This window comes from Neisseria sp. P0006.S004 (genome assembly GCF_051963015.1).
Taxonomy (GTDB): domain Bacteria; phylum Pseudomonadota; class Gammaproteobacteria; order Burkholderiales; family Neisseriaceae; genus Neisseria.
In genome coordinates, this window is the sequence record NZ_JBQCUS010000007.1 from 21118 (window position 1) to 44829 (window position 23712).

General features: G+C 51.8%; 24 protein-coding genes and 1 tRNA gene. 13 read left to right on the forward strand and 12 right to left on the reverse strand.

Annotated elements, in window-relative coordinates; translation table 11 throughout:
- Positions 1-209: 209 nt before the first annotated feature.
- From lysS to ACTHR2_RS09270, 3 genes are all read right to left on the reverse strand, one after another.
- Positions 210-1721 (reverse strand): lysine--tRNA ligase, encoded by a 1512-nt coding sequence (gene lysS, locus ACTHR2_RS09260; RefSeq protein WP_107858168.1) that lies wholly within the window; start codon positions 1719-1721, stop codon positions 210-212.
- A gap of 179 nt (positions 1722-1900) precedes the next feature.
- A complete protein-coding gene (gene aldA / locus ACTHR2_RS09265) occupies positions 1901-3343 on the reverse strand; it encodes an aldehyde dehydrogenase (protein WP_263338885.1) in 1443 nt (480 codons plus the stop codon).
- 300 nt (positions 3344-3643) lie between these two features.
- Positions 3644-3719 (reverse strand) — tRNA-Lys (locus tag ACTHR2_RS09270).
- Positions 3720-3901: 182 nt separating this feature from the next.
- Here ACTHR2_RS09270 and ACTHR2_RS09275 point away from each other — a divergent pair.
- Positions 3902-4288, forward strand: a complete 387-nt coding sequence (locus ACTHR2_RS09275; RefSeq protein WP_263338882.1) for an Ag473 family lipoprotein — start codon at positions 3902-3904, stop codon at positions 4286-4288.
- Positions 4289-4351: 63 nt separating this feature from the next.
- Here ACTHR2_RS09275 and ACTHR2_RS09280 read toward each other — a convergent pair whose 3' ends face one another.
- A complete protein-coding gene (locus ACTHR2_RS09280) occupies positions 4352-5326 on the reverse strand; it encodes a TerC family protein (protein ID WP_222571311.1) in 975 nt (324 codons plus the stop codon).
- A 33-nt stretch (positions 5327-5359) separates the two neighbouring features.
- The gene (locus tag ACTHR2_RS09285; RefSeq protein WP_263338876.1) at positions 5360-5809 is read right to left on the reverse strand and encodes a CopD family copper resistance protein; all 450 of its coding nucleotides are present in this window, start codon (positions 5807-5809) and stop codon (positions 5360-5362) included.
- Positions 5810-6063: 254 nt separating this feature from the next.
- Between ACTHR2_RS09285 and ACTHR2_RS09290 the strand changes: the two genes are divergently transcribed.
- On the forward strand, positions 6064-6276 hold the full coding sequence (locus ACTHR2_RS09290; RefSeq protein WP_003684747.1) for a glycine zipper 2TM domain-containing protein: 213 nt from the start codon (positions 6064-6066) through the stop codon (positions 6274-6276).
- A gap of 63 nt (positions 6277-6339) precedes the next feature.
- Here the strand turns inward: ACTHR2_RS09290 and ACTHR2_RS09295 are convergent, their stop codons facing one another.
- From ACTHR2_RS09295 to ACTHR2_RS09315, 5 genes are all read right to left on the reverse strand, one after another.
- On the reverse strand, positions 6340-7260 hold the full coding sequence (locus ACTHR2_RS09295) for a hydrogen peroxide-inducible genes activator (protein WP_003749313.1): 921 nt from the start codon (positions 7258-7260) through the stop codon (positions 6340-6342).
- A 3-nt stretch (positions 7261-7263) separates the two neighbouring features.
- The gene (minE, locus tag ACTHR2_RS09300) at positions 7264-7527 is read right to left on the reverse strand and encodes a cell division topological specificity factor MinE (protein ID WP_003680625.1); all 264 of its coding nucleotides are present in this window, start codon (positions 7525-7527) and stop codon (positions 7264-7266) included.
- A 3-nt stretch (positions 7528-7530) separates the two neighbouring features.
- Complete coding sequence (gene minD / locus ACTHR2_RS09305; protein WP_049348491.1) at positions 7531-8346, reverse strand: septum site-determining protein MinD; 816 nt, start codon at positions 8344-8346, stop codon at positions 7531-7533.
- A 26-nt stretch (positions 8347-8372) separates the two neighbouring features.
- Positions 8373-9092, reverse strand: a complete 720-nt coding sequence (minC, locus tag ACTHR2_RS09310) for a septum site-determining protein MinC (protein ID WP_263338865.1) — start codon at positions 9090-9092, stop codon at positions 8373-8375.
- A 147-nt stretch (positions 9093-9239) separates the two neighbouring features.
- The gene (locus ACTHR2_RS09315) at positions 9240-10475 is read right to left on the reverse strand and encodes an FAD-binding domain-containing protein (protein WP_440375642.1); all 1236 of its coding nucleotides are present in this window, start codon (positions 10473-10475) and stop codon (positions 9240-9242) included.
- Positions 10476-10600: 125 nt separating this feature from the next.
- Here ACTHR2_RS09315 and ACTHR2_RS09320 point away from each other — a divergent pair, with 125 nt between their 5' ends.
- From ACTHR2_RS09320 to ACTHR2_RS09355, 8 genes are all read left to right on the forward strand, one after another.
- The gene (locus ACTHR2_RS09320) at positions 10601-11458 is read left to right on the forward strand and encodes an ATP-grasp domain-containing protein (protein WP_440375643.1); all 858 of its coding nucleotides are present in this window, start codon (positions 10601-10603) and stop codon (positions 11456-11458) included.
- Positions 11459-11827: 369 nt separating this feature from the next.
- Entirely contained in the window at positions 11828-13219 is a 1392-nt protein-coding gene (locus ACTHR2_RS09325; RefSeq protein ID WP_440375644.1) for an alanine/glycine:cation symporter family protein, read from the forward strand.
- A gap of 83 nt (positions 13220-13302) precedes the next feature.
- Positions 13303-14559 (forward strand): D-amino acid dehydrogenase, encoded by a 1257-nt coding sequence (locus tag ACTHR2_RS09330; RefSeq protein ID WP_440375645.1) that lies wholly within the window; start codon positions 13303-13305, stop codon positions 14557-14559.
- 182 nt (positions 14560-14741) lie between these two features.
- Positions 14742-15551, forward strand: coding sequence for a zinc transporter ZupT (zupT, locus tag ACTHR2_RS09335; protein ID WP_002220178.1), 810 nt, complete (start codon positions 14742-14744; stop codon positions 15549-15551).
- A gap of 96 nt (positions 15552-15647) precedes the next feature.
- Positions 15648-18479, forward strand: coding sequence for a valine--tRNA ligase (locus ACTHR2_RS09340; RefSeq protein WP_440375646.1), 2832 nt, complete (start codon positions 15648-15650; stop codon positions 18477-18479).
- 75 nt (positions 18480-18554) lie between these two features.
- Positions 18555-18782, forward strand: coding sequence for an enterochelin ABC transporter (locus tag ACTHR2_RS09345; protein WP_070645656.1), 228 nt, complete (start codon positions 18555-18557; stop codon positions 18780-18782).
- A gap of 98 nt (positions 18783-18880) precedes the next feature.
- Positions 18881-19345, forward strand: a complete 465-nt coding sequence (locus ACTHR2_RS09350) for a hypothetical protein (RefSeq protein ID WP_440375647.1) — start codon at positions 18881-18883, stop codon at positions 19343-19345.
- A gap of 89 nt (positions 19346-19434) precedes the next feature.
- On the forward strand, positions 19435-20007 hold the full coding sequence (locus ACTHR2_RS09355; RefSeq protein ID WP_440375648.1) for a hypothetical protein: 573 nt from the start codon (positions 19435-19437) through the stop codon (positions 20005-20007).
- Between the two features lie 74 nt (positions 20008-20081).
- On the opposite strand, the gene ACTHR2_RS09360 is transcribed toward ACTHR2_RS09355, so the two are convergent.
- Positions 20082-21023: an ABC transporter ATP-binding protein gene (locus ACTHR2_RS09360; protein ID WP_440375649.1), complete on the reverse strand. Its 942-nt coding sequence runs from the start codon at positions 21021-21023 to the stop codon at positions 20082-20084.
- 15 nt (positions 21024-21038) lie between these two features.
- On the reverse strand, positions 21039-21929 hold the full coding sequence (locus ACTHR2_RS09365) for an NUDIX domain-containing protein (RefSeq protein WP_440375650.1): 891 nt from the start codon (positions 21927-21929) through the stop codon (positions 21039-21041).
- 120 nt (positions 21930-22049) lie between these two features.
- On the opposite strand from ACTHR2_RS09365, the gene ACTHR2_RS09370 reads away from it, so the two are divergent.
- The 3 genes from ACTHR2_RS09370 to rsfS are packed head-to-tail and all read left to right on the forward strand — an operon-like array spanning position 22050 to position 23703.
- Positions 22050-22634 carry a beta-class carbonic anhydrase gene (locus tag ACTHR2_RS09370; protein ID WP_049336840.1) on the forward strand — a complete coding sequence of 195 codons (585 nt, stop codon included), beginning with the start codon at positions 22050-22052 and terminating at the stop codon, positions 22632-22634.
- Positions 22635-22652: 18 nt separating this feature from the next.
- On the forward strand, positions 22653-23258 hold the full coding sequence (gene nadD, locus ACTHR2_RS09375; protein WP_440375651.1) for a nicotinate-nucleotide adenylyltransferase: 606 nt from the start codon (positions 22653-22655) through the stop codon (positions 23256-23258).
- Positions 23259-23316: 58 nt separating this feature from the next.
- Positions 23317-23703 (forward strand): ribosome silencing factor, encoded by a 387-nt coding sequence (gene rsfS, locus ACTHR2_RS09380; protein ID WP_440375652.1) that lies wholly within the window; start codon positions 23317-23319, stop codon positions 23701-23703.
- The last annotated feature ends 9 nt before the right edge of the window (positions 23704-23712 follow it).

The window sequence follows — 23712 nt, forward strand, 5'->3', positions numbered from 1 at the left end:
AATTGGATGTATTCTAGCAGACTGTCAACAAACTGAAAAACGTTTACATATTCTTTTTTATATTATGCTTTTGATTATCATGGGATTTTATTATTTTTATAATGTAAAGGAATTATCGATTTTAATTTTTCCGTTTTACATATTTGAACAAAAAGGCCGTCTGAAAACAGAGTCTTGTTTTCAGACGGCCTTGATTTTATTTCAATGCGTTATTCGGGACGCATTTGCGGGAACAGAATCACGTCGCGGATGGTTTGCGAATCGGTCAGCAACATTACCAAGCGGTCGATACCGATGCCGCAGCCACCGGTCGGCGGCAGGCCGAATTCCATGGCGCGGATGTAGTCGGCATCGTAGTGCATGGCTTCGTCGTCGCCAGCATCTTTTTGCGCCACTTGCGCCTTGAAGCGTTCGGCTTGATCTTCCGGATCGTTCAACTCAGAGTAGCCGTTTGCCAGTTCGCGGCCGACAACGAAAAGCTCGAAGCGTTCGGTCAAGCCCGGTTTGCTGTCGGATGCGCGTGCCAATGGTGATACTTCGACAGGGTAATCGATGATGAAAGTCGGGTTCCACAGTTTGCTCTCGGCGCAACCTTCAAACAGGGCAAGTTGCAGGCTGCCGATACCTGGAGAAGGAGGCAGGCTTTCGCCGTGTTTGACGATTTCTTTTTTCAGCCATTCTTCATCGTTCAACTGCTCATCGGTGTAGTGCGGATTGTATTTTTTGATGGCGCCGAGAATGGTCAGGCGTTCAAACGGGCTTTCCAAATCGACTTCTTTGCCGTTGTAGCTTATTTTTGCTGTGCCGTTTACTGCGCGGGAAGCGTTGCGGATGATGTCTTCCGCCATTTGCATCATGCGTTCGTAGTCGGAGAAGGCTTCGTAGAATTCGATCATGGTGAATTCAGGGTTGTGGCGTACGGACATGCCTTCGTTACGGAAGCTGCGGTTGATTTCAAACACACGTTCCAAACCGCCGACAACCAAGCGTTTCAGATACAGCTCGGGCGCAATGCGCAGATAGAGTGGAATGTCCAAGGCATTGTGGTGGGTAACGAACGGTTTTGCCGTCGCACCGCCTGGAATCGGGTGCATCATTGGGGTTTCAACTTCCAAATAATGCTCGTTGACCATGAAATTGCGCACGGATTGGATGATTTGGCTGCGTTTGATGAAGGTATTGCGCGATTCTTCGTTGGCAATCAAATCGACGTAGCGTTGACGGTATTTGGTTTCCTGATCGCTCAAGCCTTTATGTTTGTCGGGCAGAGGACGCAGGGATTTGGACAGCAGGCGGATGTTGGACACGCGCACGGTCAATTCGCCGTGGTTGGTTTTGAACAAAGTACCTTCCGCGCCAACGATGTCGCCCAGGTCCCAGTGGTTGAAGTCGTCCAAAACTTCTTGGCTCACGCCTTTGTTGTTCAAATAAAGCTGGATTTGACCGGTAACGTCTTGAATGGTGGCGAAGCTGGCTTTGCCCATTTGACGTTTGAGCATCATGCGGCCAGCCACTTTGACGGGAATGCCTTGCGGGTCGAGTTCTTCTTTGCTGATTTCACCGTATTGGGTATGCAGGTCGGCGGCAAAGCTGTCGCGTTTGAAATCGTTAGGGTAGGCGTTGCGTTCTTTGCGGATGTTGTGCAGTTTCTCGCGGCGCAGGGCGATGATTTGGTTTTCGTCCAACTGCGGCTCGATTTGAGGATTGTTTTGTTCGCTCATGGTGTTTTCCGGAAAAATGAGTCAGGCTGCCGGAGTTTTCAGACGGCCTGAATAAAGTGAAAAATTGGCTCTATTTTACGCGATGTCGGTGTTTTTTTCTATAAAGGTAGAAAGGCCGTCTGAAACCTGAAAAATCAGTTTCAGACGGCCTTTTGTTTCATGAAGGGCCGTATCGGCAGTTAGATATCGGTTTCCAAATAAACGACTTGGGTTTGCAGATATTCTTCCAAACCGTGTTTACCGTCCGCGCCGCCGATACCTGATTTTTTCCAACCGGCATGGAAGCCCTGCATGGCTTCGAAGTTTTCGCGGTTGATGTAGGTTTCGCCGAAACGCAGGCGGCGGGTTACATAAAACGCTTCATTCAGATTGGTGGTATAGACGGAGCTGGTCAGGCCGAATTCGCTGTCGTTTGCCAAGGCGATGACTTGATCGAGTGTGTCGAAAGTGGCAACCGGCAGGACTGGGCCGAAGGTTTCTTCCTTCATGATGTCCATGCTGTTGTCGGTATCGGTCAGCAGGGTAGGTTCGAAGAAGTAGCCTTTGCCGTCGGCACGTTTGCCGCCGCAAACCAAGGTAGCGCCTTGTCGAACTGCGCGTTCGACTTTTTTGGCAACGGCTTTGACGGCGCGTTCTTCAATCAACGGGCCCATTTCCAGTGCGCCAGGTTCGGCCTCAGCAGGATTGCCGTAGCGCACGCCTTTCATGGCGACGGTCATTTTTTCGATAAATGTGTCTTTCAGGCTGCTGTGGACATATACGCGTTCGGCGCAGTTACAGATTTGGCCGGTATTGCCCACGCGTGAAGCCAAGATGGATTTGACGGCCAAATCCAAGTCGGCATCTTTCAGAACGATGGCAGGGGCTTTGCCGCCCAGTTCCAGTGAGACTTTGGTAATATTGGCGGCGGCCGCTTCCATCACTTGACGGCCTGCATCGACAGAACCGGTCAGGCTGACCATATCGACTTGCGGATGCGATGCCAAGGCGTTGCCGATTTCTGCGCCTGGACCGTTGACGACGTTGAATACGCCGGCCGGTAAGCCTGAAGCATGAACGATTTCAGCAAAAATGTGGCAGTTAATCGGGGTAACGCTGCTTGGTTTGACGACGATGGTATTGCCGGTTACCAAAGCCGGGCCCATTTTTCGGGCGATCAGGAAGAATGGGAAGTTCCACGGCAAAATGCCGGCGATCACGCCTAAAGGGCGTTTGAACAATAAAATATTTTCGCGCGGGCGGTCGCTTTGGATGATTTCACCTTCATAACGGCGCGCCCATTCGGCTTGGTAGTCGAGATAATCGGCAGTGAACATAACTTCTATGCGTGCCAAATCTTTGGTTTTGCCGCCTTCGGCGACAATGGTGTCGGTCAGCTCGTCGGCGCGTTCGCGGATGCCTTGGGCAATTTTGCGCAGGTATGCGCCGCGCTCAACGGCAGGCAAACGCTCCCATGCAGTTTGCGCATCTCTGGCCGCGGCAACGGCACGATCAACATCAGCTTTTCCGCCTTTAGGCTCACGCGCGATGACTTCTTCGGTTGCCGGATTCAATACATCACGCCATGTGCCGTTAAAGTCGGTTTCAAAGCGGCCGTTGATATACATAGACAGTTGTTTCATCAAACCTTCTCCTGTTGTTGTAGTTGGATGTAGTTTTAGTCTATGCCTAAATTGTCTGGCATACAAGAGGATTTAGCGTGGGTTGATGATAGGTATTTGGAAGCTTTTAGAAAAAGATGATGGGTGGGGGAGTTGGATAAGAGGTTGGTACTGGTGTGATGCCTTGAGTTGCATCCATAACAGCATTGTGACAAAGCTCGGATATTGCTTGACTTTGATGATGAGAAAGGTATCAAGTGAAGAAAGGCTTGATGGAGAATATAAAAAAAACCTGCTTTTTTCAAAGTAGGTTTTCATATTTGGTGGGTCGTGAGCGATTCGAACGCTCGACCAACGGATTAAAAGTCCGCTGCTCTACCGACTGAGCTAACGACCCGATAAGCTGTGTATTATAGGGAGCTTGTTTCTTTTCGTCAACTGTTTTTTTGAAATTTTTTTCAAAAAACGTAAACCGGCTGTTATTTGGCGTTAATTCTCCCGTTTTCGAGTATTAATTATGTTATGATTTTCTAATCTGTCAGTTCTGATGGATATTTTTTAGACCAAAGGATATACAACATGAAAAAATTATTGATTGCTGCGATGATGGTGGCTGGTTTGGCTGCTTGTTCTCAAGAGGCGAAACAGGAAACTCAAGAAGCGGCTTCTGCCGTTGCTTCTGATGTGAACGCTGCTGCTTCCGAAGCTAAAGGCGCTGCTGAACAGGCTGTTTCTGACGCTAAAGAAGCCGGTGCCGATGCGAAGGAAACTGCGGAGAAAGCAATTTCCGATGCTAAAGAAACTACCGGTAAAGCCATCGATGGTGCTAAAGAAGCCAGCGACAAAGCCTTGGACGATGCAAAAGCTGCTGTGGGTGAAGCTAAAGATGCTGCCAAAGACGCTATGGGTAAAGCAGCCGATGCGACTCAAGAAGCTGCCGACAAATTGAAAGACGCTGCTAAATAAGCTGGTGTTTGATATTTGAAAAGGCCGTCTGAAATGTTCAGACGGCCTTTTTATATCGGCAGATTATTTCTTCTCTTGCTGACGCGTGTACACCAAAGAAGTCAGGATGGACGCGCCCAGTGCGCCGAAGACGACGGACAGGGAAATGGAAATCGGGATATGCACCCAGTGCATAATCAGCATCTTGATACCGATAAAGCTCAACACGAAAGCCAAGCCGTATTTGAGGAAAATAAAGCGTTCGGCAAAGTCTGCCAGTAAGAAGTACATGGCACGCAGGCCCAAGATGGCAAAAATGTTGGAAGTGAGGACGATGAAAGGGTCGGTGGTTACGGCAAAAATAGCGGGGATGCTGTCCACGGCGAAGATGACGTCGCTCAATTCGATCATAATCAATACCAGTAAAAGCGGCGTAGCGATGCGTTTGCCGTTTTCAATGGTAAAGAATTTTTCACCGTCAAACTGTGGGCTGGTCGGGATGACTTTTTTGAGCAGGGTCAGGATCTTGTTTTGGGAAAGGTCTTCCTCTTCGTCTGATTCGGGTTTCATCATGTGGATGCCGGTATAGAGCAGGAATGCGCCGAAAAGGTAGAGAATCCATTCGAATTGCTGTACCAGTGCCGCGCCGATGAAGATCATGATGGCGCGCAGGACGATGGCGCCGAATACGCCATAGAGCAGGACGCGGTGTTGGAATTTGGGTTCGACTTTGAAGTAGCCGAAAATCATCAGGAAGACAAAGATGTTATCGACGGCGAGGGATTTTTCGAGCACATAGCCGGTGAAGAATTCGAGGACTTTTTCTTTGGCGACAACGGCACCGTAAGCCGGGTTGCCCGCCAGTTCGAAATAGAGCCAGCCTGCAAATGCGCAGGATACGGCCACCCAAATGCCGCTCCAAGCGAGGGCTTCTTTGATGCTGACTTTGTGGGCGCCGTTTTTTTTCAGCGATACCATATCGATGGCGATCATGATTAAGACGGCAATAAAGAAAATGCCGTAAAACATCGGCGAGCCGACGGACGGGTATTGGGTCATAAAAAATCCTTGTGTGTGGGGTATAGGTAAGGTTTACCAAGACAGGTAGAACATCGCCTTGGCAAAAAAGACGATAAACAGCATATGACTGAAGACAACGGCGTGTATGTATTTCGACCAGCCGACGGTGAGGGTGTGTCGAGCCATTTTGACAACGGCGATGGCAAAATGTACCAAAACGCTTACTGCCAACAGGATTTTGATGCTCAGCATGATGCCGAAGGAGCTGTCGAATGGGTGGTGCAGTATCGGCAGGTAGCGGTTGTACACCATCACGATGCCGCTGATGAACAAGGTAATGACGACAGGCGGCATTACGCGGACGGCACGATAGGACATGGCACGTTCGACTTCGCGGCGCGATTCGCGCAAAACGCGGCCGGTGTGCAAAACGGAGAGAACCAGCATTTCGAAAAATACGCCGCCGACAAAGGCAATCGCGCAATAAACGTGGATGATGTGTGCCAGTGCGTAGATACTCATGACGGGTGTTTCCGGTAATTCAGACAAGTCGTCATTGTATCACTACCGAATGCGGTTGATGTATGCGCAATTTTATGCCAAATATATTAAATTTTATAAATATTCTATTGGAATTTCCGTTTATTTTTGAAGTTAACCGTTCATTAAGGGCGTTATCTTAGTTTAATCTGTCTTTACTTATCAGAAAATATATTAATGAAAGGTTGTGCCATACTGTTCCATATAGAGCTTAACCCCTGATGGAGAATCAAACCATGAAGAAAACTTTTGCAAAAACTGTGACCTTGATCATGCTGGCCGCTTCTTTGGGTGCATGTGCCAATATGACTCAAACCCAACGCAACACTGCTGCTGGTGCGGTATTGGGTGGTGTGGCAGGTAACTTGATTGGTGGCGATACCGGCTCTACCTTGGGTGGTGCGGCTTTGGGTGGTGTTATCGGCAGTCAAGTTCATACCCGCTACTAATCCTTTATTCGGTTAAAAATAAAAAGGCCGTCTGAATGTTCAGACGGCCTTTTGTTTTGCGGTTTATTCGTTGACGAAGGTTACACCGGTCAGTTGCGATTGCAAAATGGCAGTGCGCAAAGCAGTCAGTGCTTTCGGTCGGACAAAGTTGCGGCGATAGGCCAAAACGACACGGCGGTGCGGTGCAGTGCCTTCAAACGGGATAATACTGAAAAGCATATGGTCGTTTTCGGTCAAGGCGGTAGCCGGCATGACGCTGATGGCCAAACCGCTGGCAACCATGTGGCGGATGGTGTTGATGGAGCTGCCTTGCAGGGTATTGGTCAAGCCCTGGATTTTTTGCTTGGAAGCCAATTCGGAACAGCTTGCCAACACTTGGTCGCGCATACAGTTGCCTTCGGACAGCAGCAACACTTGTTCTTCGCTCAAAAGTTGAGGCGTAACGGCATCGAGTTCTTCAAAGTGATGTCCTTTGGGAACGATGACGAAGAAAGGTTCGTCATACAGAGGCTCGGTTACGATGCCCGGCTCTTGGAACGGTTCGGCAACGACGATTGCATCGACATCGCCACGTTTGAGCGACTCGGTCAGGATGTGGGTATAGTTCTCTTCCAGCATCAGCGGCATTTTCGGCGCGGTTTCACGCAGCGCGGTAATGAGCTTGGGCAGAAGGTAGGGGGCAACGGTGAAAATCAGGCCGAGTTTGAACGCGCCTTCCAATTCGTTTTGCTCTTCATTGGCAAGGTGCTTGATGAGTTCTGCTTCTTCCAGAACCCGGCGGGCTTGGGCGACAATGCGCTCGCCTGCTTCGGTCGTGATGATGTCGTTGCTGCTACGGTCGAACAGGGATACCGACAGCTCTTCCTCCAGTTTTTTGATGGCGATGGAGAGGGTGGGCTGGCTGACAAAGCAGCGTCGTGCGGCACGTCCGAAGTGACGTTCTTGTGCGACGGCTACGATGTAACGCAATTCGGTCAAGGTCATGTGTTAAGCCTTTTTTTGTTCCGGCAGGGTGATGTTCAGCTCAAGAACGTCCAAGCCGTCTTGTTTTTCTTGGGAGATGCGGATGTCGTCCAATGATACGTTGACGTATTTGGACAGAACTTCCAACAACTCTTTACGCAAGGTCGGCAGATAGTCTGGAGCTTGGCCTTCTTGTGCGCGCTCTTGCGCGATGATGATTTGCAGGCGGTCGCGCGCGACTGTGGCGGTTTTCGGCTTTCTGCCGAACAGCATATCGAGCAGTGACATGTATTAACCTCCGAACAGTCGTTTTAAGAAGCTTTTCTTCTCAGCTTCGAGGAAACGCATTTCGCGGTTTTCACCCAAGAGGCGGGCGATAACGTCTTTATAGGCTTCTGCTGCTGCAGCATTGTCTTGGTGAATGACAGGTTCGCCGGCGTTGGAAGCTTGCAGAACGTTTTGTGATTCAGGAATCACACCGATCAACGGGATGCGCAAGATATCGCAGATGTCTTGTACAGACAGCATTTCGCCTTTAGCCACGCGCTCAGGGGAGTAGCGGGTAATCAGCAGGTGCTCTTTAACAGTACTGCCTTGTTCGGCTTTGCGGGATTTGCTTTGCAAAATGCCCAAGATACGGTCGGAGTCGCGGACGCTGGATACTTCCGGGTTAGTGGTAATGATGGCTTCGTCGGCAAAGTAGAGTGCCATTAGCGCACCTTGTTCGATACCGGCAGGGGAGTCGCAGATGATGAATTCGAAGCCCATTTTTTTGCTGGCCAGCTCTTTCATCACGTTGTCCACGCCTTCGCGGGTCAGAGCGTCTTTATCGCGGGTTTGCGATGCAGGCAGGATGTAGAGGTTTTCGCAGTTTTTGTCTTTAATCAGGGCTTGGTTGAGTGTGGCTTCGCCTTGGATGACATTGATGAGGTCATACACGACGCGGCGTTCGCAACCCATAATCAGGTCGAGGTTGCGCAAACCGACGTCGAAGTCGATCACGGCGGTTTTGTGGCCGCGCAGGGCCAAGCCGGTTGCGATGCTGGCGCTGGTAGTAGTCTTGCCTACGCCGCCTTTACCTGAAGTTACTACGATGATTTTGGACACGATATTTCCTTTTTAAGTACTGATGTTTATTCGGCGTCGATTGCGCTGATAACCAGTCGGTTGTCTTGCAATGATACTTGTACGGGTTTTTTGTGCAGATGCTCGGGCAGGTCTTGCTCGAAGTTGCGGTAGATACCGGCAACGGAGACTAATTCGGCCTGCATGGAATGAATAAAGATGCGCGCGTTGGTGTTGCCTTTTGCACCGGCCAACGCTCTGCCGCGCATGGGGGCGTAAATATGGATGTTGCCGTCGGCGATAAGTTCCGCACCTTGGCTGACGATGCCGGTAACGATGAGGTCGCCGTTTTCAGCGTAAACCTGCTGGCCGGTACGCACGGGCGTGCTGACCAATACGGTCGGATTATTGATAACGGTGGCCTGTACGTCTTGCGGTTGCGGTGCTTGGCGCGGGGTAGGCGCTGCCTGTGTGTCGGCTGCCTGGGTGGAGTTACCTTGTTTGAAGACCAAGTGGTAACGCGTCGCCGCTGCCGCCCATGTGTCGCTGGTGTGGTGCAGCCCTAAAATTTGCATGCCGTAACGGGCAAACAGGGAAATCATGCCGCCCAAATCGATGGATTCGGGATGGTCGAAATCTTGTACGTCTAAAATGAAAGGAACGAATTCGTCTTGGGATTGGCCTGCCAGTTGGCGCAGGAATTCTTCCAATTCGGTTAGATCTGCGGTGTGCAGATGGATGGATAAGACGTCTAAACGTGACGTTTTTATGTCGAATGCGGGTTTCATTGTAATGAAATAATAAAATTTTTTAATGACGTAAGTTTACCGTGTAAATCTTGGCTATTCAATCTGTTTGGCCGTCTGAAACCAAAATATTTTGTTTGAATGTTTTTCAGCTGTATCTAGTGTGGTTTTTTGGTGTGAGCGCAGGTTTCAGACAGCCTTGGGAAAGGGGTAGCCGTGTGTGTCGATGTCATCGGCGGCGGCCCACGGCGTGTGGATAAGGGTAGACGGCAGGTGCGCCAATTCGGGGAGGTAACTGCGGATGTAGCTGCCGTCGGGATCGATTTGATGTGAACGGTGGGCATAGCGGACGGTGGCTGTGTCTTGTGCGGCGAGGTGCCAGTTAGCTTGGTTGAGCGCGGGGTCGGTGCCGGTTTGGACGGAGGCTGTCCACGCGATGCCTTGGTTGGGGTCGAAGTTGAGGGCATGACAGAAATAGTGGGCGCACAGCTGCTGGAGAACGGGGTGTAAGTGGCCGGTGGCTTCGAGGCCGCGGATGGAGGCGTCGATGATGGGCACGCCGGTTTGGCCGTGTCGCCAGTATTCGCGTACCGGGGCGGCATCGGTTGTTTCGGGCAGGCGGCGGTGGTAGGCGAGCTGGTAGCAGTAGTCGCGGAAAATGAGTTTGTCCAGCCACTCGAAATGTCGGTTTGCCAAGCTTTCGGCAGCCAGCAGGCGTGGGGAAATGCAGCCTGCGGACAGGTAGGCATTGAGGAGGCTGGTGTTTTTTCGTGTCGGAAAGTTTTGGGTAATCGGGTAGTGAACCAAATTCTGTTTGAACGCGTGCCATTGTGTTAAGGCTGCGGTTTCGCCGCCCTGTTGATAGGCAGGCAATACTGCGCCGGTATGGGCTGGAAACAGTGGAACGTTTTGTTCGGTTTGAACAGGCAATTCGGTTTCAGACGGCCTTTGTCCTGAATAAGCCTGCAACCATGCTTGTTTATAGGCGGCAAAATCGGTGTAGGGCAGGCCGTTAGCATCCATGAGGGGAGCTTTGGCTAAGATACCGCGATCGTTGGCGTGTTGCAGGGCAATGCCTGCTCGGTCGAAATTGTGCCAGAGGTGGTTGTCTTGGCGGATTTCGGCTTCGGTGTAGGCTTCGTCTGTGATGACGGTATGGGCATTGAGCGCAGCAGCCAAGGGGAGGAGGTCTTCGTCGGAGGCGACGACATATAAAGGAATATGGTGCGCCACCAGACGGGTATGCAGCTCTTGCGCGGCTTGATAATGGAACAGGCTTTGACGCGGATTGTGGTTTTCAGACGGCCTTTGGCTGACCCAGACGCAGGCGATGGGCAAACTGCTTGCAACGGCGGCATTAAGCGCGGCATTGTCGTGCAGGCGGAGGTTGCGGCGGAACCAGACAAGGACGTGAGCAGATTTCATGAGCATGTTCCGACGAAAAAGGGAAAACCATTTTATCAGAATCAGCCTCATGTATCAGGCCGTCTGAAAAATCTTTTGGTTTGATTTCGCTATATAATTTTGGTTTTAGCAATGAGGCGGCAACCATGACCGAGCAAACCGTTTTGGCACTCATTACCTGCCAAACTTATCCCGAACCATCGGACAACCTGAAAACATTGGCGGCATGCTTGGAAAGCATGGGCGTGAAAACCGTATTTGATGCGTGGCAAAACCATCCGTCCGCGCCGTTTTTACTGCCTTTGTGCGCATGGGATTATGCCGCCGAACCCGAAGCCTTCCGCCAATGGCTGGAGCAAGCCGAGCGGGCGGGGCAGCGTTTTATCAATCCGCCCGAGCTGATGGCTTGGAATATGGAAAAGACTTATTTGTGCGATTTGGCGGCGCGCGGCGCGCAAGTGATTCCCAGTGTGTTCGTTCCGCCGCAAAAAGCCGAATTGGCGGACATACTGAACCAACAGGGCTGGACGGAAGCGGTCATCAAGCCGGCATTCGGGCAGAGCGGCAAAGGTGTAGTCAAAGTTTGTGCGGAGGTATTGGACGTGAACATGGCGGATTATCCGCAAGGCATGATTGTTCAACCTTATATCCGCGAAATCGAAACAGCAGGCGAAACCTCGCTGGTGTTTTTCAACGGCGCATTCAGCCATGCTGTGCGCCGTCAGCCGCCCCAAGGCGAATGGCGCGCCAACTCGGCCTATGGCGTGTCGGTGTTCGGTATTGAGCCGCCCGAGTTTGCCATCAGTGCCGCGCAAGACGTACTGGCCGCTTTGCCGCAAATGCCGGTTTATGCCAGAGTGGACGGTACATTAGTCGGTGACACTTTCCTGCTCAATGAATTGGAACTCATCGAGCCCGCCCTGTATTTGCACACCAGCGAAGCCGCGACGGAACGCTTTGCCCGACTGTTGGCGCAGTTGCTTGGGCAACATTCATCAACCTGACTTTATCAATATAAATAGCAAGCCTCAGGCCGTCTGAAAACCATCTTTCAGACGGCCTGAGGCTTTTTTAAAACAAGATTTGCGCGTTTGTATTTTTCAATAATGTGCCATTTGTCGATTGTGTCATTTTAATTGTTGCAGTCTTAATTGATGGTTGATTAACTTTCATTTGGCATTTTATCTCGGCCGCAGCCTTTATTTTAGCGGATTGTAAACAATCTGGCCGGTCTAAATAGATATCATTTTAGGGTAAAACCTCAAAAATCTTTTTAAAAAGAAAGATATTGTCTTATTGAATATTCTGTGCTGAAATTACATGACACTACAAAAAGTAGTGCATAAAAAATAAAACAGACAAAGGAGAAAGCCATGCAATTGTTTTTAGACAATCTCAAAGCCTTTTTCGAAACCATCAGCGGCTGGGTCTGGGGACCTATTATGTTGATGCTGCTGGTCGGTACGGGCATTTTGCTGACCGTTTTGCTGAAAGGTTTGCAGTTCACCATGTTGGGTTATGCGCTGAAACAGGCGTTTGTGCCGTCAAAGAAGCATGAAAACGGCGAAGACCACGAAGGCGATATTTCCCATTTCGCGGCGTTGATGACCGCGCTTTCCGCCACCATCGGTACGGGTAACATCGCCGGTGTGGCGACTGCGGTGGTAACCGGCGGCCCGGGCGCGGTATTTTGGATGTGGATGACCGCCATTTTCGGTATGGCCACCAAATACGGCGAGGGTGTGTTGGCGGTGAAATACCGCGTCACCAATTCCAAAGGCGAAATGTCCGGCGGCCCGATGTATTACATCGAAAAAGGTTTAGGCAAAAACTGGAAATGGATGGCCGTCGCGTTTGCCCTGTTCGGCACATTCGCTTCCTTCGGTATCGGCAGCTCGGTGCAGTCCAACTCGGTTGCGCAGGCAGTGCAAACCAGCTTCGGTGTCGAACCTGCCTACACCGGCGTGATATTGACTGTATTAACGGCCATTGTGCTTTTGGGCGGCATTAAGGGTATTGCCAAAGCCGCGTCCTTTATCGTACCTGCCATGGCAGTGTTTTATGTAGTGGGCGGTATTTCCATTATTGTCGTGAATTCTGACGCATTGATGCCTGCCGTCAAACTGATTTTCTCCGATGCGTTTAGCGCACAAGCTGTGGCAGGCGGTGCCATCGGTACGGTAATCCGCTACGGCGTGGCGCGCGGCGTGTTCTCCAATGAGGCGGGCATGGGTTCTGCGCCGATTGCCGCCGCAGCAGCGAAAACCGACCATCCCGTCCGTCAGGCTTTGGTTTCCATGACCGGTACGTTTTTGGACACCATCGTTGTCTGCTCGATTACCGGTATCGTGTTGGTCATGGGTCTGCTCGGTGCAGGCGGCGAGTTTGTCAAACCTGAATTAAGTGGCGCGGCGCTGACAACCGTCACTTTCCAAAAAATGCTGCCCGGCATCGGCGGCTGGATTGTCACCATCGGCCTGATTTTCTTTGCCTACTCAACCATTCTCGGCTGGTGTTATTACGGCGAGAAATGTGCGGTTTACGTCTTCGGCGAGAAGTTTGCCGCCCTGTACCGCGTGGGCTACGTTTCTTCAGTTATGCTGGGAACCGTGTTGAGTCTTGATTTGGTGTGGCTGGCTTCGGACACATTCAACGGCTTGATGGCCTTGCCTAACCTGATTGCGCTTCTGTTGATGGCGAAAGTCATCGTCAATGAAACGCGCGACTTCAAACAAAAAATCAAAAACGGCGAATTGCCGCATTAATGTCCAAGGCCGTCTGAACCTGAACATTCAGACGGCCCGATGTATATTAAGTCTGTTTGGAAAAAAGTCAGAGGAGGAGAAAAATGAAAGTGCTTGTTTTAGGTGCTGGTGTTGCCGGCGTATCTTCCGCGTGGTATCTGGCAGAGGCAGGGCATGAAGTAACGGTCATCGACCGCGCCGAGGGCGTGGCGATGGAAACCAGTTTTGCCAATGCAGGCCAGCTTTCCTACGGCTATACCACGCCGTGGGCTGCACCCGGTATCCCGACCAAAGCGCTGAAATGGCTGTTTAAAAGCCATCCGCCTTTGCTGTTTCGCCCTGACGGCAGCCTGTATCAAATCGAATGGCTGTGGCAAATGCTGCAAAACTGCACGACAGCGCGCTATCAAACCAACAAAGAGCGCATGGTCAGGATTTCCGAATACAGCCGTGAAATGTTCCGCCGTTTTGAAGCGCAAACCGGCATGAATTTTGAAGGGCGCAAAAAAGGGACGTTGCAGATTTTCCGCCAAACCAAAGAAGTCGAGGCGGCAGAACAAGACATTGCCGTTTTGGAACGCTACGGCGTGCCGTACCGCCGTCTGAAACCTGAAGAATGCGCAGAATTTGAGCCTGCACTGGCACGTGTTACCGCCAAAATTGCCGGCGGCCTGCACCTGCCTGCGGATGCGACCGGCGACTGCCATCTCTTCACTCAAAACCTGTACCAACTCTGTCTGGAAAAAGGTGTACAGTTCCATTTCAAGCAAACCATCCGCCGCATCGACCACAACGGACAGCGCATCAGCGCAGTCGAAACCGAAAAAGAACGGTTTGAAGCAGATGCCTTCGTCTGCGCGCTCGGCTGCTTCAGCAGAACGGTTTTGGCGCAGTTGGATCTCAATCTGCCGATTTATCCCGTCAAAGGCTATTCCTTGACCCTGCCGGTCACCAATTCAGACGGCGCACCGGTGTCCACCGTTTTGGATGAAAGCTACAAAGTCGCCATCACGCGCTTTGATAACAGAATCCGCGTCGGCGGCATGGCGGAATTGTCCGGCTACGAAATCAAACTGCCCGAAAAACGCCGCGAAACCTTGGCTTTAGTCGTCAACGATTTGTTCCCGGAAGGCGGCGATTTGAGCCAAGCATTGTTCTGGAGCGGCCTCCGACCGATGACGCCCGATAGCACGCCGTTAATCGGGCGCCCCCGCTTTGAAAACTTATTCCTGAATACCGGCCACGGTACTTTGGGCTGGACCATGTCGCTGGGCTCGGCAAAATTAACCGCCGATATCGTGAGCAGCAAAGACACCGAAATCCGCAGCGATGACTTGAGCCTGTCGCGCTATCAGGCTTAAGCTGGAAAGCGATAAGGTTTAGTGACATTTCAAACTTAAGGGCCGTCTGAAAACCATTTTTCAGACGGCCTTTTGTTTCAAAATCCGTGTATCCAATCAATAAAATAAATAATAACTATTATCATGCGCATTAAAAAAGTGTTAGTCTGAACCTGTCCCAGCTTTATAGCGCAGGTCTTCTCATGCCCGATTTTTCGATGTCCAATTTGGCCGTTGCCTTTTCCATCACGTTGGCTGCCGGTTTGTTTACCGTATTAGGCAGCGGCCTGGTGATGTTTTCCAAAACGCCCAATCCGCGTGTGTTGTCGTTTGGTTTGGCATTTGCCGGCGGTGCGATGGTTTATGTTTCTCTGACGGAAATTTTCAGTAAATCCAGTGAGGCGTTCGCTGAAATTTATGATAAAGACCACGCGTTTGCGGCGGCGACCATGGCATTTTTGGCCGGGATGGGCGGCATCGCGCTGATCGACCGCCTGGTGCCGAACCCGCATGAAACCTTAGACGCGCAAGACCCGTCGTTTCAAGAAAGCAAACGCCGCCACATCGCGCGAGTCGGCATGATGGCGGCGTTTGCGATTACTGCGCACAATTTTCCCGAAGGTTTGGCGACGTTTTTTGCCACCTTGGAAAATCCGGCGGTCGGGATGCCTTTGGCCTTGGCGATTGCCATCCATAATATTCCGGAGGGCATTTCTATCGCCGCGCCGGTTTATTTTGCCACCCGCAGCCGTAAGAAAACGGTATGGGCGTGTCTGCTATCCGGCTTGGCCGAGCCTTTGGGGGCGGCTTTGGGCTATTTGGTTTTGCAGCCGTTTTTGTCGCCTGCCGTGTTTGGTTCGGTATTCGGCGTGATAGCCGGTGTGATGGTGTTTTTGGCGTTGGACGAACTGCTGCCGGCCGCCAAACGCTATTCAGACGGCCACGAAACCGTTTACGGCCTGACAACGGGTATGGCGGTGATTGCCGTCAGCCTGGTATTGTTCCGTTTTTAAAACCCGTATGTCAAAGGCCGTCTGAAATGATTCAGACGGCCTTTTTGCGTTATAATCCGCACATCAAAAATAACCTTAATTTCACAAAGTTCCATCATGTTAGACAAATACAATCCAGCCGAAATCGAATCCAAACATTATCAAAACTGGGAAGAGCAGGGCTATTTCCAGCCTGATATGGATTTGACCAAACCGTCTTTCTCCATCCAACTGCCGCCGCCCAACGTAACCGGTACGCTGCATATGGGCCATGCCTTCAACCAAACCATTATGGACGGGCTGACCCGCTACTACCGCATGAAAGGCTGCAACACTGCCTGGATTCCCGGTACCGACCACGCGGGCATCGCCACGCAAATCGTGGTCGAGCGTCAGCTTGCCGCGCAAAACGTGTCCCGTCATGACTTGGGCCGCGAGAAATTCTTGGAAAAAGTGTGGGAATGGAAAGAAGTTTCCGGCGGTACGATTACGCAGCAGATGCGCCGCGTGGGCTGTTCTGCCGACTGGACGCGCGAGTATTTCACGATGGACGATGTGCGCGCCAAAACCGTGACCGAAGTGTTCGTGCGCCTGTTTGAACAGGGCTTAATTTACCGCGGCAAACGCTTGGTGAACTGGGATCCCGTGCTTGGCACGGCGGTATCGGATTTGGAAGTGGAAAGCGTGGAAGAACAAGGCTCTATGTGGCACATCCGCTATCCGCTGGCAGACAATCCCGCCGAAGCCGTTATCGTGGCGACCACCCGTCCTGAAACGCTGCTGGGCGACGTGGCCGTTGCCGTCAACCCTGAAGACGAACGTTACACCCACTTAATCGGCAAGGAATTAATCCTGCCGCTGACCGGCCGCACCATCCCCGTGATTGCCGACGAATACGTTGAAAAAGACTTCGGCACCGGCTGCGTGAAAATCACGCCTGCGCACGACTTTAACGACTACGAAGTCGGCAAACGCCACGACACGCGCCTGATTAATGTGTTCGATTTGGAAGCCAAAGTGCTGGCAAACGCCGAAGTGTTCAACTTCAAAGGTGAAGCGCAACAAGGCTTTGCCCTGCCTGAAAAATACGCTGGCTTGGACCGCTTTGCCGCGCGCAAACAAATGGTTGCCGATTTGCAGGAACAAGGTTTCTTGGTCGAAATCAAACCGCACACGCTGATGACGCCGAAAGGCGACCGTACCGGTTCAGTGATTGAACCGATGCTGACCAGCCAATGGTTTGTCGCCATGTCCGCCACACCAAACGGCGGCGAGCTTGACAGCGAATTCAAAGGCTTAAGCCTTACTGACAAAGCCAAAAAAGCCGTCGACAGCGGCGCGGTACGCTTTATCCCTGAAAACTGGGTCAATACCTACAACCAATGGATGAACAACATCCAAGACTGGTGTATTTCGCGCCAACTGTGGTGGGGCCATCAAATCCCTGCATGGTACGACAACGAAGGCAATGTGTACGTCGCCCGCAATCAGGAAGAAGCCGAAAAACAAGCCGGCAAAACAGGTTTGACCCGCGAAGAAGACGTATTGGATACATGGTTCTCCTCCGCGCTCGTGCCGTTTTCCACACTCGGCTGGCCGTCTGAAACCGACGAACTTAAAGCCTTCCTGCCGTCCAACGTCTTGGTAACCGGCTACGAAATCATCTTCTTCTGGGTGGCGCGCATGATTATGATGACCACCCACTTCACCGGCAAAGTGCCGTTTAAAGACGTGTACATCCACGGCATCGTGCGCGACCATGAAGGCAAAAAAATGTCCAAATCCGAAGGCAACGTCATCGACCCTGTGGATTTGATTGACGGCATCGACTTGGAAAAACTGCTGGTGAAACGTACCACCGGCTTGCGCAAACCCGAAACCGCGCCGAAAGTGGAAGAAGCCACCAAAAAACTCTTCCCCGAAGGCATTCCGAGCATGGGCGCGGACGCATTGCGCTTCACCATGGCGAGCTACGCCAGCTTGGGCCGCAGCGTCAACTTCGACTTCAAACGCGCCGAAGGCTACCGCAACTTCTGCAATAAATTGTGGAACGCCACCAACTTCGTGTTGATGAACACCGAAGACAAAGACTGCGGTCAAGACGAAATGCAGCCGTTGGCGTTTACCTTTGCCGACCAATGGATTATCGGCAAACTGCAACAAGCCGAAGCCGCCGTTGCCGAAGCCTTTGAAACCTACCGCTTCGACCTTGCTGCGCAAACGCTGTACGAATTTGTGTGGAACGAATATTGCGACTGGTACATCGAGCTGGCAAAAGTGCAAATCCAAACCGGCTGCCCGACAACCCAGCGCACCACACGCCGCACCCTTGTGCGCGTACTCGAAACCATCCTGCGCCTGTTGCACCCAATCATGCCTTTCATTACCGAAGAGCTGTGGCAGGTCGTTGCGCCTCTGGCCAATGCCAAAACCGCCGACAGCATCATGTTGGCCGCCTATCCGCAAGCCGATAAAGAACAAATCGTTCAGACGGCCTTCGACAAAATGGCCGCATTGAAAGACTTGGTGGAAGAAGTGCGCAAACTGCGCGGTGAAATGGGTATCGCGCCAAACGTCAAAGCACCGCTCTTTGTCGAAGGCAGTGCAGAACTCGAAGGCCTGCTCAAATACCTGCCGTCGCTGACCCGACTGACCGAAGCCAAGCTGGTGGACAGCCTGCCCGAAGCGGAAGACGCCCCCGTCGCCGTCTGCAACGGCGCGCGCCTGATGTTGAAAGTCGAAATCGACAAAGCCGCCGAAACCGCCCGTTTGAGCAAAGAAGCCGAGAAGCTGCAAAAAGCCTTGGACAAACTCAATGCCAAACTCTCCAAACCCGGCTACACCGAAAAAGCCCCGGCACATTTGGTGGAAAAAGACAAAGCCGATTTGGCGGAATTGGAAGACAAAATGGCGAAAGTTCAAACTCAGTTGGCGAAGTTGAAAGACTGATTTTGATTGAATAGACAAGGCCGTCTGAAAACCTGAAACCAGGGTTTTCAGACGGTCTCATTAAAAGGAAATCAAATGATGGACTTCATCGTGCCTATATTGTTCATCGTCGCCATCGTCGTACTTCATATTTATACCTGCTTTACCGAAGCCGTCCACCTCAACAAATGGCGGCCGTGGTTGATTATTCTACTGTTGATTTTGACCGGCACTTGGTTTATCTACTTCGTCAGTCGTACCGCACTGATGAAGTTGGGTGTCCAGCTGGTGCTGATTGCCGGTCTCGTGATTTATATTTCTTGAACGTCCGCCTGCAGTAAAATACTCGCAAAGGCCGTCTGAAAATGCAGCTTCAATGTCGTTGCAACTTTTCAGACGGCCTCTTTTAAGAAAGGAAATAGATGAAACTCTTTATTCTGCCGGTGCTTTTATCCGCAACAACTGCCCTGGCTTCTCCGATTGTCGGTACATGGCATTGCGTTGGCGCTGATGAAAACATTCACAGTGATACAAAAGTCGAATATCTTCAGGACGGCAGTTTCCGTGGCGACGCTAAGCTCAAAGTGGACGATGACGGCAATGTCTTAGCGTACCATGTTGTCGGTGGGGGTAAATGGCGTTTTGCGAACAATGCCTTAACTCAAAGCCAAATCAAGTACAGCGAAGTTTCACGACTCCACAGCCCTGAAACATTGGCATGGTTGGAAGAATCCGAAGACGGCCAATTCTTGGAAAGCATGATATACACCGGATTGGTCGCGCAGATGGACAAGCCTGGTGAAGATGAAGTGTATCAACTGGATAAAACAGGCAAATTGGTGTCTGAAGATGGAACTTCCCGTGAGGTATGTACGAAAGTAAAGTAAAAAGTAACCATAGGTCAGATAGGTTTGTCTGATTGATGGCTGAGATAACAAAGGCCGTTTGAAACGGCCTCTTTTAAGAAAGGAAAAAAATGTCTGAACATCGCTACTATATAGTTCCTGTATCTCCCGTAGGGGAGAAAAAAAAGGAGCTTGCAGAACAGATCCGAAATTATATGCTGGAGCAAGGTTGGATTTATCCTGAGTTGCAAGAAGTTTTTTATTATGGAGAACTAGGTTATACGTTTACCAATAAAGGAATTATTGAAATTTTAGGTGAAAAAAATGCCCAATATTCCCATGGCATCTACTTTCAGATTGAAGATGAGCCGACGCTGTTCACTGCTTTGGAAAACTTTGGAGAAGGCGAGCTTGTTTGTCCGCATTGCAGTCAACATTATGCTCGAGGTGAAGAGATGAATATAGAAGAGCTATTGCCTTCATTTGATTTTGATGACGAAGGTGGCCATCTCACTTGTTCTGTTTGTGGAACTGAAGATTTGTATTATTGCTTTTTACCGTCGAATACCACTGATGCCGATATGGCTTATTCCGATTTTGCTGTTGTTTTCCCGGATGTTTGCAAAGTGTCATCTAGCAGCTTGTGCAAGAAAATTGCTGAATTTGCAGGCATCCCTTGTGTGACTATACACGAGGTCTCTTAATTGTTCTTGATAATAACAAAGGCCGTCTGAAACTTAAATTTCAGACGGCCTTTTTCTTTTTCAATCCATCAAATTCAATCAAACCAAACAATCTGACTTTCATCCACGCTGATGCGGATTTCCTGTCCGGTTAGTGGTTTGTCCGTATTTTGGTCGGTGTGGGGGTACCAAATCAAATCGCCGTATTGCGGATGGGCGAGGGTAAGGCGTGTGCCTTCGGCGAGGGGGACGGCTTCGCTGATGCGGACGGCTGTGCCGTTCGGGTCGAGTCGGATGGCGTGTTGGGGGATGTAGCGTGTGTCGCCGGTGTTGGCCAAACCGAGCAGCAGGGCGGCTTGGGCGTTGACGGGGCGGCGGATAAGGGTTTCCGGCGTGCCGTGTTGGAGGATGCGGCCTTCGTGCATGATGGCGATGGTGTCGGCCATGGTGCAGGCTTCTTCGGCGGAGTGGGTCACGAGGATGGCGGGGATGTTTTGACTGCGGATGCGTTCGGCGGTCAGGGTGCGCAGGTGGTGGCGCAGGTGGGTGTCGAGGCTGGAGAAGGCTTCGTCCAGGAGCAACAGCGACGGGCGCGTGATGAGGGCGCGCGCGAGGGCGAGGCGTTGCTGTTCGCCGCCGGAGAGGCTTTCGGGTTTGCGTTGCGCTTCGTGTTCCAAACCGATGTCGCGCAAGGCCTGCATGGATTGTTCTTCGATTTCGGCTTTGGGCAGACGGCGCATTTTGAGGCCGAAACCGACGTTGTCGAGGGCGGTTAAATGCGGCAAAAGGGCGTAGTCTTGAAACATCAGCGAGATATTGCGTTTTTCAGACGGCATGTCGGTGATGTTGTCGCCGTTGAGCCAGACTTCGCCGCTGTCGGGACGCACCAGGCCGACGATGGTTTTGAGCAGGGTGGATTTACCGCAGCCGGAGCGGCCAAGTACGGCGAGGATTTCGCCTGCTTCGACGTTTAGGTTGATGTCTTGGGCAACGGTTTTGCTGCCGAAGCGTTTGTTGATGTTTTTGAGTTGCAACATGGTTTCAGACGGCCTTTAAAAATGTGGTCGGCAACGGATGCTGTCGAGCCATGCGGACAGCGGATGTTTGGGGTCGATCAGGCCGTATCGACGGCAGGCTTCGATCGTGACCAGCTGGGCATCGTGCATCATGTGTCCGCCCAACATGGCATCGAGCAGGGTGGGGATGTCCATCAGCTCAAAACCGGCGACTTCGCCGTCTTGGTTGGCGGGTTGGAAGCCTTCGGGCAGGACGATGTCGAAGATATACAGGATTTCGTTGTGGACACCGCGATTAACGGGGCGCAAACTATATATTTGGGCGGTCGATCGGATATGGGGTGTTAACGAAGCGGGAATGCCTGCTTCTTCTTCACCCTCGCGGCAGACGGCTTCAGACGGCCTCTCGCCGCTGCTGATGCCGCCTCCAGTCAGATTATCGAGTTTGTTTGGATCAACGGCTTTGTGCGGACTGCGGCGGCCTATCCAAAAGCGCAAATCGTCTTTTGTTTCGACCAATCCGTTCAAATGCACTGCCTGACTCATCAGGCCGAACGGACGGAAGGCGGCGCGTTCGAGTGCGCATAAAGGCTTGCCCGACTGGTCGCAGATGTCGAACTTTTCACCGCGCCAACCCTTGAGCCAACCGCATTCGCGCCATTGTTGCGCCAGCGTTTGCAAACTGTCGCCCATCTGAGCCCAGCTGTCCGTTTCCAAATTCAGGCCGTCTGAAAGGGTTGACTGCCTGCCTGTCCAATCTTGCCCGAGGCGTTCGCGCCATAACGGGTTCAGACGACCTAAAGGCAGGCCGTTGAGATACAGAATGCACCAATCGTCGGATGCGCCATAGCTTGTCTGCGCCCAATCCCACAATGCGTCGTGGACATCGGGTGTGAATACTTGTTCAAAACGGAAAGACTGAGGCATGGCGCATCCTCCAAAAGAACTAAAGATACGTCGATTTTAGCCGTTTACGGCGAATTTGCAAAACGACCATACCCCCTAAAAACCGCTATAATAGAGTAAACCATCCGAAACGAGCACATCATGAGCGAATTGAGCGAAATCCTCGCCTATAACCAACATTTCGTCGAAACGGGCGAATACGAAAAATACTTTACCAACAAATACCCCGGCCGCGAGCTGGCCATCCTCTCCTGCATGGACGCACGCATTATCGAGCTGCTACCCAATGCGTTGGGCTTGAAAAACGGCGATGCCAAGCTCATCAAAAACGCCGGTGCGCTGGTGACCCACCCTTGGGGTTCTGTGATGCGCAGTTTGTTGGTGGCCGTATTTGAACTCAAAGTCAAAGAAATCATGGTCATTGCCCACCACGACTGCGGTATGCGCGGATTGCACGCCGAAGAGTTCCTCCAACGCGTACACGACAGCAATATCCCCGACGACCGTATCGAAACCCTGCGCAATGCCGGTATCGATTTGGACGGCTGGCTGACCGGTTTTGACGATGTCGAAGACAGTGTGCGCCATACCGTCGAGCTGATTCGCAAACATCCGCTGATGCCCGACAATATCGCCATCCACGGCCTGGTCATCCATCCGACCACAGGCAAGCTCAACCTGATTGTTGACGGCAGCCTGCCTGCTTCAGACGGCCAAAACATCTAACGCAGACACCACCACGAAATGAAAAACATCGGATTATTCGGCGGCACGTTTGACCCCATCCACAACGGCCACCTCCACATCGCCCGCGCCTTCGCCGACGAAATCGGTTTGGATCTCGTCGTCTTCCTGCCGGCAGGCGACCCGTACCACAAAGACAGCACGCGCACGCCGGCACAAGAGCGCCTCAATATGGTTGAACTCGCCATCGCCGACGAGCCGAAATTAGCCGCCAGCGACTGTGACATCGTCCGCGACGGCGCAACTTATACGTTTGACACCGTCCAAATCTTCCGCCAGCAGTTTCCCGGCGCGCAATTGTGGTGGCTGATGGGCAGCGACAGCCTGATGCAGTTGCACACATGGAAAAAATGGCAAACCCTCGTGCGCCAGACCCATATCGCCATCGCCATGCGCCAAGGCGACAACCTCAACAAAACCCCGCGCGAATTGCACGCATGGCTCGGCGAAGCCCTGCAAAACGGCAGCGTCCGCATCCTCAACGCGCCGCTGCACAACACCAGCTCCACCCAAATCCGCGCCAATCTCGCCAAAACCCACCATTCAGACGGCCTGCCGCAACCCGTCGCCCAATACATCCGCCAACACAAACTCTATGAAAAATAGCGTTTATTCAGGCAGATAAGCTATAATGCCGTCTGAAAACATTTCAACTAGGAAAACAATGAACGAACAAGAATTGCAAGACCTGCAAAAAATGGTCGAAGTGGCCGTAAACGCCCTCGAAGACATTAAAGCCAAAGACATCTCTGTTTTGGAAACCCAAGACAAAACCTCCCTGTTCGCCCGCATGATTATTGCCAGCGGCGACAGCACACGCCAAGTCAAAGCACTGGCGAACAACGTTGCCGTCGATTTGAAAGAAGCCGGTTTCGAAATCCTCAGCACCGAAGGCGACACCGGCGAATGGACGCTCGTCGACGCAGGCGACCTCGTTGTCCACGTCATGCTCCCTGCCGTGCGCGACTTCTACGACATCGACACCTTGTGGGGCGGAGAAAAACCGAGTTTCCACGCCGGTATGCAAAAACCTTGGCACGCCGTCGACTAAAACGGTTTA